The sequence below is a fragment of the Citrobacter sp. RHB35-C17 genome, assembly GCF_013816795.1.
Taxonomy (GTDB): domain Bacteria; phylum Pseudomonadota; class Gammaproteobacteria; order Enterobacterales; family Enterobacteriaceae; genus Citrobacter_A; species Citrobacter_A amalonaticus.
This window is the reverse complement of sequence record NZ_CP057150.1, coordinates 1,359,032-1,373,694: the sequence shown is the minus strand read 5'-3', so window position 1 is coordinate 1,373,694 and position 14,663 is coordinate 1,359,032. Positions and strand designations below refer to the sequence as shown.

At 54.4% G+C, this 14,663-nt stretch carries 15 protein-coding genes; 11 read left to right on the top strand and 4 right to left on the bottom strand.

The features are described 5' to 3' along the window. Positions 1 to 23 precede the first annotated feature (23 nt). A complete protein-coding gene (locus HVZ37_RS06435) occupies positions 24 to 821 on the top strand; it encodes an SDR family oxidoreductase (protein ID WP_109739983.1) in 798 nt (265 codons plus the stop codon). 35 nt (positions 822 to 856) lie between these two features. After that, the gene (locus tag HVZ37_RS06430; protein ID WP_044266441.1) at positions 857 to 1,642 is read left to right on the top strand and encodes an SDR family oxidoreductase; all 786 of its coding nucleotides are present in this window, start codon (positions 857 to 859) and stop codon (positions 1,640 to 1,642) included. Positions 1,643 to 1,773: 131 nt separating this feature from the next. On the opposite strand, the gene HVZ37_RS06425 is transcribed toward HVZ37_RS06430, so the two are convergent. Further along, positions 1,774 to 3,807: a choline transporter gene (locus HVZ37_RS06425; RefSeq protein ID WP_181628238.1), complete on the bottom strand. Its 2,034-nt coding sequence runs from the start codon at positions 3,805 to 3,807 to the stop codon at positions 1,774 to 1,776. A gap of 126 nt (positions 3,808 to 3,933) precedes the next feature. Between HVZ37_RS06425 and betI the strand changes: the two genes are divergently transcribed. The 3 genes from betI to betA are packed head-to-tail and all read left to right on the top strand — an operon-like array spanning position 3,934 to position 7,758. Then, positions 3,934 to 4,524, top strand: a complete 591-nt coding sequence (gene betI / locus HVZ37_RS06420; RefSeq protein WP_044256659.1) for a transcriptional regulator BetI — start codon at positions 3,934 to 3,936, stop codon at positions 4,522 to 4,524. Between the two features lie 17 nt (positions 4,525 to 4,541). Further along, entirely contained in the window at positions 4,542 to 6,014 is a 1,473-nt protein-coding gene (gene betB / locus HVZ37_RS06415) for a betaine-aldehyde dehydrogenase (protein WP_181628237.1), read from the top strand. A 13-nt stretch (positions 6,015 to 6,027) separates the two neighbouring features. Continuing rightward, positions 6,028 to 7,758: a choline dehydrogenase gene (gene betA / locus HVZ37_RS06410; protein ID WP_181628236.1), complete on the top strand. Its 1,731-nt coding sequence runs from the start codon at positions 6,028 to 6,030 to the stop codon at positions 7,756 to 7,758. On the opposite strand, the gene HVZ37_RS06405 is transcribed toward betA, so the two are convergent. After that, on the bottom strand, positions 7,730 to 8,431 hold the full coding sequence (locus HVZ37_RS06405; RefSeq protein ID WP_181628235.1) for a GNAT family protein: 702 nt from the start codon (positions 8,429 to 8,431) through the stop codon (positions 7,730 to 7,732). The genes betA and HVZ37_RS06405 overlap by 29 nt on opposite strands. 144 nt (positions 8,432 to 8,575) lie before the next feature. Here HVZ37_RS06405 and HVZ37_RS06400 point away from each other — a divergent pair, with 144 nt between their 5' ends. From HVZ37_RS06400 to HVZ37_RS06390, 3 genes are all read left to right on the top strand, one after another. Continuing rightward, on the top strand, positions 8,576 to 9,691 hold the full coding sequence (locus tag HVZ37_RS06400) for a YbdK family carboxylate-amine ligase (protein ID WP_043001485.1): 1,116 nt from the start codon (positions 8,576 to 8,578) through the stop codon (positions 9,689 to 9,691). A gap of 69 nt (positions 9,692 to 9,760) precedes the next feature. Continuing rightward, the gene (locus HVZ37_RS06395; RefSeq protein WP_181628234.1) at positions 9,761 to 10,009 is read left to right on the top strand and encodes a DUF1158 domain-containing protein; all 249 of its coding nucleotides are present in this window, start codon (positions 9,761 to 9,763) and stop codon (positions 10,007 to 10,009) included. A gap of 281 nt (positions 10,010 to 10,290) precedes the next feature. After that, a complete protein-coding gene (locus HVZ37_RS06390) occupies positions 10,291 to 10,782 on the top strand; it encodes a fimbrial protein (protein ID WP_181628233.1) in 492 nt (163 codons plus the stop codon). A 122-nt stretch (positions 10,783 to 10,904) separates the two neighbouring features. Here HVZ37_RS06390 and HVZ37_RS06385 read toward each other — a convergent pair whose 3' ends face one another. Together HVZ37_RS06385 and HVZ37_RS06380 are read right to left on the bottom strand one after the other, a co-directional pair. Continuing rightward, positions 10,905 to 11,246, bottom strand: coding sequence for a RamA family antibiotic efflux transcriptional regulator (locus HVZ37_RS06385; RefSeq protein ID WP_043001487.1), 342 nt, complete (start codon positions 11,244 to 11,246; stop codon positions 10,905 to 10,907). After that, the gene (locus HVZ37_RS06380) at positions 11,243 to 12,376 is read right to left on the bottom strand and encodes an MBL fold metallo-hydrolase (RefSeq protein WP_181628232.1); all 1,134 of its coding nucleotides are present in this window, start codon (positions 12,374 to 12,376) and stop codon (positions 11,243 to 11,245) included. Before HVZ37_RS06380 ends, HVZ37_RS06385 begins: the two co-directional genes overlap by 4 nt. Positions 12,377 to 12,567: 191 nt before the next feature. On the opposite strand from HVZ37_RS06380, the gene HVZ37_RS06375 reads away from it, so the two are divergent. From HVZ37_RS06375 to nfsB, 3 genes are all read left to right on the top strand, one after another. Then, positions 12,568 to 13,149, top strand: a complete 582-nt coding sequence (locus HVZ37_RS06375) for a TetR/AcrR family transcriptional regulator (protein ID WP_043001489.1) — start codon at positions 12,568 to 12,570, stop codon at positions 13,147 to 13,149. Beyond that, entirely contained in the window at positions 13,149 to 13,517 is a 369-nt protein-coding gene (locus HVZ37_RS06370; RefSeq protein WP_044256666.1) for an MmcQ/YjbR family DNA-binding protein, read from the top strand. The genes HVZ37_RS06375 and HVZ37_RS06370 overlap by 1 nt, the downstream gene beginning before the upstream one ends. A gap of 98 nt (positions 13,518 to 13,615) precedes the next feature. Next, positions 13,616 to 14,269 carry an oxygen-insensitive NAD(P)H nitroreductase gene (gene nfsB / locus HVZ37_RS06365; protein ID WP_043001491.1) on the top strand — a complete coding sequence of 218 codons (654 nt, stop codon included), beginning with the start codon at positions 13,616 to 13,618 and terminating at the stop codon, positions 14,267 to 14,269. Positions 14,270 to 14,663: the final 394 nt, after the last annotated feature.

The following is a 14,663-nucleotide window of genomic DNA, read 5'->3' as shown; positions in this document are numbered from 1 at the left end:
CGGCTTATACAGGGGAAAGAAATATGCAACGTGATTTTCATGGTAAGACGGTCGTCATCACCGGGGCATGCCGGGGAATTGGCGCAGGTATCGCCGAACGTTTCGCCCGGGACGGCGCAAACCTGGTGATGGTCTCCAACGCGGAGCGCGTTCACGAAACGACAGAGCAACTGCGCCAGCGCTACCAGGCTGATATTTTATCTTTGCAGGTTGATGTCACTAACGAAGAGCAGGTACAGGCGCTGTATGAGCAAGCCGCTGCGCGCTTTGGCACGATTGACGTCTCCATCCAGAACGCTGGTGTGATCACCATCGATTACTTTGACCGGATGCCAAAAGCTGATTTTGAAAAAACCCTTGCCGTCAATACCACAGGGGTGTGGCTCTGTTGCCGGGAAGCGGCGAAATATATGGTGAAACAGAACCATGGCTGTCTGATTAACACCTCTTCCGGTCAGGGACGTCAGGGCTTCATTTACACCCCGCACTATGCCGCCAGCAAAATGGGGGTGATTGGTATCACGCAGAGCCTGGCGCATGAACTGGCCCCGTGGAACATCACCGTTAACGCCTTCTGTCCAGGGATCATCGAAAGCGAAATGTGGGATTACAACGACCGCGTATGGGGCGAGATCCTCAGTACCGATGAAAAACGCTATGGCAAAGGTGAACTGATGGCGGAGTGGGTTAAGGGCATCCCCATGAAACGCGCCGGTAAACCCGAGGACGTCGCCGGACTGGTCGCCTTCCTGGCCTCTGACGATGCGCGCTATCTTACCGGACAAACCATCAATATTGATGGTGGCCTGATTATGTCGTAATACCCGCCAGGGTATTGATGAAGAGAGTTATCACTATGATCGCAAAAGATTTTGCTCAACAACTGTTTAACCTGCAAGGACGCGTCGCTTTCGTCACGGGCGCAGGTAGCGGCATCGGTCAAACCATTGCCTGGGCGCTGGCCAGCGCGGGTGCACGGGTCGTCTGTTTTGATCTGCGTGAAGACGGCGGATTGAAAGAGACCGCTAATCATATCGACGCGATGGGGGGGCAGTCGGCACTCTATACGGGAGATGTTCGTCAGCTTAGCGACCTTCGCGCCGCCGTTGCCCTGACCAAAGAACGGTTTGGTCGTCTGGATATCGCGGTGAACGCCGCCGGTATTGCCAACGCTAACCCGGCCCTGGAAATGGAAAGCGAACAGTGGCAGCGCGTTATCGACATCAACCTCACGGGCGTCTGGAACTCCTGCAAAGCGGAAGCGGAACTGATGCTCGAATCCGGCGGCGGATCTATCATCAACATCGCCTCCATGTCCGGGATCATCGTCAACCGAGGCCTTGAACAGGCGCATTACAATAGTTCTAAAGCGGGGGTTATTCACCTCTCGAAGAGCCTGGCAATGGAATGGATTGAAAAAGGCATTCGTGTGAACTCCATCAGCCCGGGATACACCGCCACGCCGATGAACACCCGTCCAGAGATGGTTCATCAGACACGTGAATTTGAAAGTCAGACACCAATACAGCGCATGGCAAAAGTGGAGGAGATGGCAGGTCCGGCGCTGTTCCTCGCCAGCGATGCGGCTTCGTTCTGTACTGGCGTCGATCTCGTTGTGGATGGCGGATTTATCTGCTGGTAGACAGATAATCGCCCGCAGCCAGGACGGACTGCGGGCGAGGTGCTTAAGCGGGTGCCGTCTCATCCAGACCTGACTCGCGGATATGCGGGGATAACTCCCCGCATAACGGCTACTTCTTCGTTTAGCTCGTCCTACATGCCCGGGAACAACACGCCATTTCCTGGCGCTTCGCGATCCAGATGAATGAAGTTCAGATGACGTTCGTACTGGTCGAGGATATCGGTAATCACCTGCTCTTTGCTGTAGTCCATCAGGTCATTGCCCTGGCTGCCTTCCAGCAGGAAGGTCTCCAGCCGGTAATAGGTCGATTTCCCGCTGCGCGCACGGTAGGTGAAACCAGGCACGGCATACTGCTGAGGCCAGATCTGGTAGATAAAGTTACGTTCATCGCCCATATGCACCAGCAGGTCGAGGTGACCAAGATTGTCCCCTTCTTCTGGCGGCATACTTTGCAGTTCCACCCTCGCGCCACGCAACCGCAGCTCCTGCGCGACCTCTTCCATCGCCGGATAACAGACTGTTTTCATCATCTCGCGGGTGTAGCGTGTGCCGGGATAGTTCATCAGGCGTGACAGACGTTTTTTCCAGCTCAACCGATCCTGCACGCCCATGGGGCGCGGCGCGGTATGGCGGCTGGCGCTCTCGCGGCGATAATCTTCTACCTTGAGCGATTTATACAACCCGGTCATCACAAAGAAAATCACAAAGCTGAACGGCAGGCCCATGATCACCGTGGTGTTCTGCAGGGCTGAAATTCCGTTCGTCATCAGCATTCCCAGGGTCAGCAGCCCGATGGCCACCGACCAGAAGATACGGATCCAGTTTGGCGCATCGCTGTTGATATCCTTCAGCTTCGAGGTGAAGTTTCCCAGCACCAGCGCGCCGGAATCGGCTGACGTCACATAAAACAGCAGACCGGTGATGGTAGCGACGGAAGCGCTAAACGTGAATGCCGGATATTGTGCCAGCAGGCTATAGAATCCGCGCTCCGGATGCACCATCGCTTCCTGGGCAAAGCCCGCATCGCCGTGGATAATTTCATACAACGCGCTGTTGCCGAACACCGACAGCCACAGCAGAGTAAAGGTGAACGGAATAATCAACGTACCGAAGACAAACTGACGGATGGTACGCCCACGTGAGATTCGCGCGAGGAACAGACCGACAAACGGCGACCATGCCACCCACCACGCCCAGAAAAATAGCGTCCAGTTATTCATCCACTCAACCGGACGATCAAAGGCAAAGCTGTTGAGCGTCATCCCCATAAAGCGATTCACATAGTCGCCCACATTGAGCACCAGCGCGTTGAGCAGGAACGAGGTGTCGCCCATAAACAGCACAAACAGGATCAGCCCCAACGCCAACAGAACATTAAGCTCTGAAAGTACGCGGATGCCCTTATCTACCCCGGAAGTGACCGAAATCGTGGCGATCACCACCGACAAGACAATCAGCGCTGCTTTCGCCGCCATCGAATCCGGGATATCAAACAACACGCTCAGACCGTAGTTGAGCTGAACCACACCAATACCCAGCGTCGTGGCGATACCAAAAATAGTTCCGATGACAGCGGCGATATCGACACTGTGTCCAATCGGTCCGTTGATGCGTTTACCGAAGATCGGATACAGCGCAGAACGGATGGTCAGCGGCAGGTTATAGCGATAGCTAAAGTAACCCAGCGCCATGCCCATCAGAGCATACATCGACCAGCCGGTCAGGCCGTAGTGGAACAACGTCCAGACCATCGACTGGCGCGCCGCTTCAATGGTCTGCCCTGCCCCTTCTGGTGGCTGCATATATTGCGTCACCGGCTCCGCCACAGAGAAGAACATCAGGTCGATACCAATCCCGGCGGCGAAGAGCATGGCCGCCCAACTGAGCAGACTGAACTCCGGTTTCGACTGCTCCGGGCCGAGCTTTACCGAGCCAAAACGCGAACAGGCAATGAAAACAACAAAGACGATGTACAGCGTGGCCGCCAGCAAATAGTACCAGCCAAAGGTTTGTGAGACCCAGTTCAGGGTCCGGCCAATCCAGACGGCGGAGAAATCACTAAAAAAGAGGGTGGTCAGGGAAAACAACAAAATCAGCCCGGCGGAGGTGTAAAACACCACCGGATTGATTTTGTCCTTTTCTCTGCTCTGCGGAAGGTCTGACATCAATTATCCTCACTTTTCTTGTAACTATTTGAAATCAAATTCGCAACAATTAAGACACATTTATATTGAACGTTCAATCAATAAAAGGTTAAATACATAAACATTACTGATGAATGGAGCCGCAACATGCCCAAACTGGGGATGCAAACCCTTCGGCGCAGACAGCTGATCGACGCTACGCTGGAAGCGATTAATGAAGTCGGGATGCACGATGCAACGATTGCGCAAATCGCCCGTCGTGCCGGTGTTTCAACCGGGATCATTAGCCATTACTTTAAGGATAAGAATGGATTGCTGGAGGCAACGATGCGCGACATCACCAGCCAGCTGCGTCATGCCGTTTTGCATCGACTCCATGCATTACAGGGAGCACGCGCCGAGTTGCGATTGCGCGCCATCGTGGCGGGAAACTTTGACGAGACCCAGATAAGCCACGCCGCAATGAAGGCCTGGCTGGCATTCTGGGCCAGCAGCATGCACCAGCCGATGCTGTATCGCCTGCAACAGGTCGCCAGTAAACGTCTGTTGTCGAACATTGTGTACGAATTTATGCGCGAACTGCCGCGTGAACAGGCGCAGCAGGCAGGCTATGGCCTCGCGGCGCTGATCGACGGGCTGTGGCTACGCGCCGCACTAAGCGGTAAGCCGTTTAATCTCAGTCTTGCGCAGGCGCTGACCACCCATTTCATCAGTCAGCACTTACCCAAAAGCCACTGACTCACCGAGGAGAATGCATGTCCCGAATGGCAGAACAACAACTTTACATTGATGGTGGCTATACCGCCGCCACCAGCGGTCGGACTTTCGAGACGATCAACCCTGCCAGTGGCGAGATTCTGGCCACCGTACAGGCCGCAGGGCGTGAGGATGTCGACCGCGCGGTAAAAAGCGCTCAGCGCGGACAAAAAATCTGGGCGGCGATGACCGCCATGGAACGCTCGCGCATTCTGCGCCGGGCAGTGGAGATTCTGCGCGAACGCAATGATGAACTGGCGAGACTGGAAACGCTGGATACCGGCAAACCGTTCAGCGAAACCGCCAGCGTCGATATCGTCACCGGCGCAGACGTACTGGAATACTACGCCGGGTTGATTCCCGCGCTGGAAGGGAGCCAACTCCCGCTGCGCGAGACCGCGTTCGTCTACACCCGCCGCGAGCCGCTGGGCGTTGTCGCCGGGATTGGCGCATGGAACTACCCGATTCAAATCGCGCTGTGGAAATCCGCACCGGCGCTGGCGGCGGGTAATGCGATGATCTTCAAACCCAGCGAAGTCACCCCGCTGTCTGCCCTGAAGCTGGCAGAAATCTACAGCGAAGCCGGCCTGCCGGACGGCGTCTTTAATGTCCTGCCGGGCGAAGGCGCAGAAACGGGCCACTATCTGACTGACCATCCGGGCATCGCCAAAGTGTCCTTCACCGGCGGCGTCGCCAGCGGTAAAAAAGTGATGGCAAACGCGGCCGCCTCGTCGCTGAAAGCGGTGACGATGGAGCTGGGCGGCAAATCGCCGCTGATCGTTTTCGAGGATGCTAACGTTAATCTCGCCGCAGACATCGCGATGATGGCAAATTTCTATAGCTCCGGTCAGGTCTGCACCAACGGAACCCGCGTGTTCATTCCGGCGCGGATGAAAAGTGCGTTTGAGCAGACCATTTTGTCCCGCGTGGCGCGGATCCGCGCAGGCGATCTGTTTGATCCCACCACCAATTTTGGCCCGCTGGTCAGCTTTGCGCATCGCGAAAACGTCCTGCGCTATATCGAAAGCGGTAAAAAAGAAGGTGCAACGCTGCTGTGCGGCGGAGAGGTACTGACGGGAAACGCGTTCGATGAGGGAGCCTGGGTCGCGCCAACGGTGTTTACCGACTGCCGCGACGACATGACCATCGTGCGCGAGGAAATCTTCGGACCGGTGATGTCCATTCTGACTTACGAGAGTGAAGACGAGGTTATTCGTCGCGCCAACGACACTGATTACGGTCTGGCGGCGGGTGTGGTCACTCAGGATCTCAACCGCGCCCATCGCGTCATCCACCAGCTTGAAGCAGGGATCTGCTGGATCAACACATGGGGGGAATCCCCTGCCGAAATGCCGGTTGGCGGCTACAAACATTCCGGTATTGGCCGCGAAAATGGCCTGATGACGCTTCAAAGCTACACCCAGGTGAAGTCCATCCAGCTCGAGATGGCCCCCTTCCAGTCCGTATTTTAACCAGGAGGTTTCATTGCATTTTGACTACATCATTATTGGTGCCGGCTCTGCCGGTAACGTACTGGCTACACGACTGACAGAAGACAGCAATACCACCCTCCTGCTGCTGGAAGCGGGTGGCCCGGATTACCGTGCGGATTTCCGTACCCAGATGCCGGCGGCACTCGCCTTTCCGCTACAGGGAAAACGCTACAACTGGGCCTACGAAACCGAACCCGAACCGCATATGAACTACCGCCGGATGGAATGCGGACGCGGAAAAGGGCTCGGTGGCTCGTCTTTGATTAACGGCATGTGCTACGTGCGTGGCAATGCGATGGATCTCGACAACTGGGCGCAAGCACCCGGGCTCGAACGCTGGAGTTACCTCAACTGCCTGCCCTATTACCGTAAAGCAGAAGCGCGCGATATTGGTGCCAATGACTATCACGGCGGCGACGGCCCGGTCAGCGTGACCACCTCAAAACCGGGCGTGAATCCGCTCTTTGAAGCGATGATCGAGGCGGGCGTTCAGGCAGGCTATCCGCGGACAGACGACCTGAACGGCTATCAGCAGGAAGGTTTTGGCCCAATGGATCGTACCGTCACGCCTCAGGGACGGCGCGCCAGCACCGCGCGAGGCTACCTGGATCAGGCGAGAAAACGCCCTAACCTCACCATTGTGACCCATGCGCTGACTGACCACATCGTCTTTGACGGCAAAAAAGCCGTCGGCGTGGAGTGGCTGGAAGGCGACAGCACGATCCCGACCCGCGCCAGGGCAAACAAAGAAGTGCTGCTGTGCGCAGGGGCGATTGCTTCGCCGCAGATCCTGCAACGCTCCGGCGTGGGTGATGCTGCGTTACTAAAGGCTTTTGCGATCCCGCTGGTTCACCACCTGCCCGGCGTCGGGGAAAATCTGCAGGATCATCTTGAAATGTACCTGCAATATGAGTGTAAAGAGCCCGTGTCGCTTTACCCCGCTCTGCAATGGTGGAATCAGCCGAAGATTGGCGCTGAATGGCTGTTTGGTGGAACCGGTATCGGCGCGAGTAATCACTTCGAAGCCGGAGGATTCATCCGCAGCCGTGAAGCCTTTGCCTGGCCGAACATTCAGTACCATTTCCTGCCGGTGGCGATCAATTACAACGGTTCTAACGCAGTGAAAGAACATGGTTTCCAGTGCCACGTCGGGTCAATGCGCTCGCCGAGCCGCGGTCACGTCCATCTGAAATCCCGCGACCCACGCGAACATCCGGCAATTCTGTTTAACTACATGTCAACAGAACAAGACTGGCAGGAGTTCCGCGATGCGATTCGTATCACGCGGGAAATCATCAACCAGCCGGCGCTGGATAAATTCCGTGGACGAGAGATCAGTCCCGGCATCGCGTGTCAGACTGACGAACAGCTGGACGCATTTGTGCGCGAACATGCGGAGACGGCGTTTCACCCCTGCGGCACCTGTAAAATGGGCTTTGACGAGATGGCAGTGGTCGACGGTGAAGGGAAAGTGCATGGCGTTGAGAATCTGCGCGTCGTGGATGCGTCGATCATGCCGCAAATTATCACCGGCAATCTGAATGCAACGACCATTATGATTGGCGAGAAAATTGCCGATGCCATTCGCGGACGCGCTCCGCTGGCGAAAAGTACAGCGCGTTATTACATGGCAGGCGACGCGCCGGTACGCAAACCGGCGCGACGGTACGCAAACCGGCGCGACGGTAAGCGTATTACTGTCGACACTGGGCCAGCGTTTTAATCTGCTGGCCCTGCGCGTCAAAATTCTCCGCCGCTAACCAGCGCTGCAATGCGCGGTCACACTCAGGCCACTCGCCATCAATCATCGATAGCCAGTCACTGTCCCGGTTGCGGCCTTTGCGGACAATTTTCTGGCGAAAGCGGCCTTCAAAGACAAATCCCAGGCGCTCTGCCGCGCGACGCGACGCCAGGTTGAGAGAATCACATTTCCACTCCACCCGGCGATATCCCTGTGCGAAGGCGTAGCGCAACAGCAGCCAGACGGCTTCTGTGCCCAGTACGCTATTTTTCATCCGCGGCGACCAGGTGACATGGCCGATTTCAACGCTGCCGTGCTCGCGTTCGATCGCCATAAAGCAGACTAACCCCACCGCACGTTCTGCGCGGATATCCACCACGGTGAAAGGTACCAGCGCGTCATCATTCGCTTTTCCACTGAGCCAGTGGAACGTCGCCGCAACGCTATCGGGTCGACGGCTTGCCAGCCACGTCCAGTCTCGCTCGTCGTCTGCCTGCGCATAAGCGTCGAACAAATCAGCGGCATGACGTTCAGGATCGAGCGGCTCAAGGCGACACCAGCGACCTTCCAGCACGGTCCGTTGCAGAACGGACGCGCCATGCCAGTCCGGTAGCGCATCGCCCACCATCTGGCCGTATTCATTGATTTCCGGCACCGATTACTCCTTACACAAGGATAAAATTTGGTTATAGCAGTTCCCGATGCGCCTTCAAAGCACCGGATTCAGATTTCTTCCACCACGCCGAAACCCGCACTCACTTCTATACTCATCTGACAAATCAAAGGAGAAGCGAACACTATGCCACTACCCGATTTTCACGTCTCTGAACCGTACACCCTCGGCATTGAACTGGAAATGCAAGTGGTTAATCCGCCGGGATATGATCTGAGCCAGGACTCTTCGACGCTGATTGCCGCAGTGAAAGACCGGGTACACGCCGGCGAAGTGAAGCACGATATCACCGAAAGCATGCTGGAGATGGCGACTGACGTTTGCCACAGTATCGATCAGGCGGCGGCGCAGTTTTCCGCGATGCAACAGGTGATCCTGCAAGCGGCGGCTAACCATCACCTCGAAATTTGCGGCGGTGGTACGCATCCGTTTCAGAAATGGCAGCGCCAGGAAGTATGCGATAACGAACGCTATCAACGCACGCTGGAAAACTTTGGCTATCTCATTCAGCAGGCCACCGTATTTGGCCAGCATGTTCACGTCGGCTGCGCCAGCGGAGATGATGCAATTTACCTGCTGCACGGGCTGTCGCACTTTGTCCCGCATTTTATTGCGCTCTCGGCGGCTTCACCTTATATGCAGGGCTCCGATACCCGCTTTGCCTCGTCGCGGTTGAATATCTTCTCTGGTTTCCCGGATAACGGCCCCATGCCGTGGGTGAGCAACTGGCAGGAGTTTGAAGGGTTATTCCGTCGTCTCAGCTATACAAACATGATCGACAGCATTAAAGATTTGCACTGGGATATTCGCCCCAGCCCGCATTTTGGCACGGTCGAAGTGCGGGTGATGGATACGCCGCTCACCCTCAGCCATGCGATCAATATGGCCGGTTTAATTCAGGCTACCGCGCACTGGCTACTGACGGAACGACCGTTTAAACATCAGGAGCGTGACTATCTGCTGTATAAATTCAACCGTTTTCAGGCCTGTCGCTACGGACTGGAGGGGATTCTGACCGACGTGCATACCGGCGACCATCATTCGCTTTCAGAGGACACGCTGCGCCTGCTGGAAAAAGTTGCGCCGTCCGCTGATAAAGTCGGTGCCGCAAGTGCGATTGAAGCCCTGACCCGGCAGGTTAAACAGGGGGCCAGCGAAGCGCAAAAAATGCGTGAGTTTGTCAGCGATGGCGGATCGCTCATCGGGCTGGTGAAAAAACATTGTGAGATTTGGGCCGGGTAAGCGGCGCCGGTTTGCGTTAACGGTGAAGATCCCGGACAATGGCTTTTTTAACTCACGTTTAACATTGCCATGAAACACCCGCTTGAATCACTAATGACCGTCGCCGGTATTCTGCTGATGGCCTTTCTCTCCTGCCTGCTGCTTCCCGCGCCTTCGCTGGGGCTGGTGCTGGCACAAAAGCTGGTTGCGACCTTCCATCTGATGGATCTCAACCAGTTCTACACGCTGCTGTTCTGCCTGTGGTTCTTAGCGCTTGGCGCTGTTGAATATTTCGTGATTCGCTACGTGTGGCGTCGTTGGTTTTCGCTGGCTCACTAAGCCGGTGAACCAACCGGGCGCCACTTCTTTTGGCGCTCACTAACAGGAACCCGAGAGACTCACCACATTACCAATCAGGCGTGATTTGTTAATTTAAATATTAAAACAATAAATATTCTTATCTATGCGCCTTCCACACATTCCATCTTTCCGGCGCAGAGATCATTTACTAATAAACCCGAAAGCAAGATACGCCTGCGGGCACCGTCCTGAAAGCCCATTATCTGACGTTCCCGGAAGTGAGCGCGTATTGTGATAACGGCATGATAATGAGCTGAGCAGTGGGCGATGGTCCCGGCTCTGCCTATACCATGCCGGTATCAAAATGGAATCTCGTCAACGGCAGCGTCACTGTGCTCGCCTGCACCATACCGTCCGGTACTAATCTCGCGTTCCCCATTGGGGATGTGCAGGCCGACCAGTTTACCCAGTTGGGTACCCATTCACAGCAAAGCAGCACGGCTGACCTGAAACGCGACTGTGACGCGAACGCCGATATCAATGTGACGTTAACCGGCGCACAAAACCCTGATACCACGGACGACAGCGTTCCCGAGCTCAGTAACCAGGGTGACGAAAGGGTTGCCGCGGGGATCGGCGTGCAGTTACTGTACAACGATACGCCACTGGAACTGAATAAGATGCTTAATCTTAAACGCTCGGCAGGCGGCCAGGAGTCGTTCCCCATTACCGCCCGATATATACAGACCAAAGATAAAGTACGGGCCGGACAAGCAAATGCGACGGCGACACTCAATCTGACGTATCAATAAAACCCCACAGGCTATATATAGTAAATCGCCCATTATTGGCAAAAATCCTTCATACCCCTCACCTATGTTTTTTAATCCACAGTGAGGAGATGTTTTGCCAAAGAAAGCGTTTTTCCGGGAGATCAGTGTGCCCGACTGTGATTTTCTTTGCGGTAGGCGCCCGGCGGCTGGTTAAACGTGCGGGTGAAAATGCGAGTAAAGGTCTGTTGAGAGTCAAACCCGTAGCGCAGACAAATGTCATACACTTTTTCGTCGGACTCGCGCAGATCCCGCGCCGCGAGCAGCAGTTTACGCTCACGAATATAACGTCCCAGACTCTCCCCTTTGTACTGTAAAAACAGACGCTGCAGATGCCATTTGGAATACCCCGCGTGGCGCGCAATGTCGTCAATGCGCAGCGGCTGATTCAAATTATCATCTATCCACTCGACAATCGTGTCGATAACCTGAGCAGAAATGGTCATTCGGAACTCCTCTCCTGCAAATGTGAGGTCTGCTCCCACCAGATGGTGAACGGCTGCGCCAGATCGTCCAGTTTTACCGGTTCACCCTGCATTGGCGTGAGCAGACGGTACGCTTTATGTCGACTGGCCAGCGCCAGCCGTTTGTAAGGGTCATCCCAGGTATGTTTAGCCAGCACAAAGCGTCCGGCATGACCGGGCAATATCGCTTTTGCCCGCAAATCCTGAGCGGCCTGAGCGGTCTCTTCTGGCATCATATGGATGTACTTCCAGTCCTGGTCATATTGACCGTTCTCCATAATGGCAAGATCGATGCCACCAAACTGCTCGCCGATGGCCCGGAAATGAGGCCCGTAGCCGGAGTCACCGCTGTAATAAATTTTCTGTTCCGGCGTTTCGAACAGAAAACTGGCCCACAGCGTCTGGTTGCGCTTAATGCCGCGGCCAGAAAAATGCCGCGCAGGCAGAACGTGAATCATCAGCGAATCGTCAATTCGCACGGACTGATTCCAGTCGCGCTCTTCAATGATGTCGCTATTCATTCCCCAATAACGCAGATGCGAACCGACACCCAGCGGTGTAAGCACGCGCTTCACTTTGGGCATTAACGCCTTGATGGTGGCGTAGTCCAGATGGTCATAGTGGTCGTGCGAAATGATCAGCAGATCGATCGCCGGCATCGCCTGCGCCGTCCACGGATAATCGCCTGCGAAAGCCTTATTGAGGAAGGAAAACGGCGCGGCATAACTGCTGAGCACAGGGTCAATCAGAATACGTTTGCCGTCCAGTTGCAGATACCACGACGAATGCCCGAGCCAGATTAGGATGTCTTCAGTGACCGGCAGACTGGCAAGATCGGTCGCAACCAACGGCAGGGGCTGATCGGGGCGCGCATTCTCACGCTTCGCGACCAGAAACTCCCACCACGCCGCGAGCATACTTTTGTTTCCGGTATAGCCCGGCGTCGGTATCTGATTATGGAATTGCCCGTCCCGGTAGTTTGCAGATTGTTCAACCTGGCTAAGCTGAGCGCCCTGTGGCGCCTGGCCGAAGCCAGCATTGAGGACAAACGGTAACGTTGCTGCACTGGTAATGAGCATAATAACAACCACGCAAACTGTGAGACGCTTCATATCCTGACCTGAAAACGCGCGCCTGTCCGATGGTTTGCGCGACGCACCCTTGATTATGAGTGAGTAAGCACTCATTATAGAAATCAGACGTTTCTCGTCAAGATGATTTTCAATCTTTGACATTCACCGTTGCGGCGCTGCATACGCCGTGTTTCAATCACATTTTTAGACCACATTAAGGGTAAAGTGTAGTGGCTCGTCCGAAGAGTGAAGACAAAAAAAAGGCATTACTGGAGGCAGCAACCACGGCGATTGCGCAGTCCGGGATCGCGGCGTCAACCGCAGTGATTGCCCGCAATGCTGGCGTGGCGGAAGGGACATTGTTTCGCTATTTCGCGACCAAAGACGAGTTAATCAACGAACTGTATCTTCATCTTAAACAGAGTCTCTGCCAGTCGATGATCGCCAATCTGGATCGTTCACTGACCGATGCCAAAGCGCTGACCTTTTATATCTGGCGCAGCTATATCAGTTGGGGGATAAACCACACGCAGGGGCATCGCGCGATACGCCAACTGGCCGTCAGCGAAAAAATCACCAAAGAGACGGAACAAAAAGCCGACGATATGTTTCCTGAACTGCGCGATCTCTGTCACCGCTCAGTGCTACCGGTCTTTATGTCCGATGAATATCGCGCCTTCGGCGATGCGCTGTTTTTAACGCTGGCAGAAACGACAATGGAATTTGCCGCCCGTGAACCGGCTCGCGCTGAAGAGTTTATTTCTCTGGGTTTTGAAGCCATGTGGCGCGCCCTCACCCGCGAGGAAAAGTAATGGACGAAAAAACGCTGCACGAGTGCGCAAAACGCCTGGCATTAGCCTTCCCCTTTACTGAGCACTGCTGGCCGTTCGGCCCGGAGTACGACGTGTTTAAGGTCGAAGGAAAGATTTTTATGATCGTCACCGAATTTAACCGCCGTGCGGTAATAAACTTGAAAGCCGACCCGGAAAAATCCCTGTTAAATCAGCAGATTTACCCCAGCATAACCCCCGGTTATCACATGAACAAAAAGCACTGGATTTCCGTCGCGCCCGGTGACGATATTACCGAGTCGTTACTGGAAGAGCTGGTGAACGACTCGTGGAATTTAGTGGTCGATGGCCTGCCTAAACGCAGCCAGAAACGAATCCGTCCGGTCTGATTAGTCTCAAATAACGAAAACTGTGTTCGCCATTTCTCTCTTATCATCTCCGGTAGAACCCTGTAACCTGCGAAGATTAAAACCAACCGGGAGTCGTTATGGATATCGTTTCAGTTGCCTTAAAACGTCATTCAACCAAGGCATTCGACCCAGCTAAAAAGCTGACCGCTGAAGAAGCCGAAAAAATCAAAACACTGCTGCAGTTCAGCCCGTCCAGTACTAACTCTCAGCCGTGGCACTTTATCGTCGCCAGCACAGAGGAAGGCAAAGCGCGCGTGGCGAAATCTGCCGCCGGTAACTTTGTCTTCAACGAGCGAAAAATGCTTGATGCCTCGCATGTCGTGGTGTTCTGCGCCAAAACGGCAATGGATGATGCATGGCTGGAACGCGTGGTTGATCAGGAAGAGGCCGATGGGCGTTTTGCTTCCGCGGAGGCGAAAGCCGCTAATCACAAAGGTCGCACGTTTTTTGCCGACATGCACCGTAAGGAGCTGAAAGACGATGCACACTGGATGGCAAAGCAGGTGTATCTGAACGTGGGTAACTTCCTGTTAGGCGTCGCCGCACTGGGTCTGGACGCGGTGCCAATCGAAGGTTTCGACGCCGCCATTCTTGATGCAGAATTTGGCCTGAAAGAAAAGGGCTTCACCAGCGTGGTGGTGGTGCCTGTCGGTCATCACAGCGTGGAAGATTTTAATGCCTCGCTGCCAAAATCTCGCCTGCCGCTGAGCACGATTATTACTGAGTGCTAATGTCTTCAGGCACGTTGCTTCGCGACGTGCCTGTTCTCATTACCCTTCCACTCGTTAAGGTTTTTTCAAGTTTCTTACACATTGTGTAACACCTCAGAAATATCTTGAACAGAAATTATCCATATCATTTATCAATCGATTTTCCCATTTTCGACGACGCCTCTCTTTCATATTAATGAATTACCTAATAAACACATTTTTATAATAAATAATTGCGATATTTTTTTGTGCAATTATCAATGTGTTACTTTTCGCACCCAGCCAACAATTGCTGTTAAAAAAAAACGAATCGTTACAAGTCCTTTTCTGGATTAAAGGGATTGCATGGTTTCATATCCCCCCCATTTTTCACCAATGAAATGGGGAATTTATATTCAAGGAAATACAAGGATCA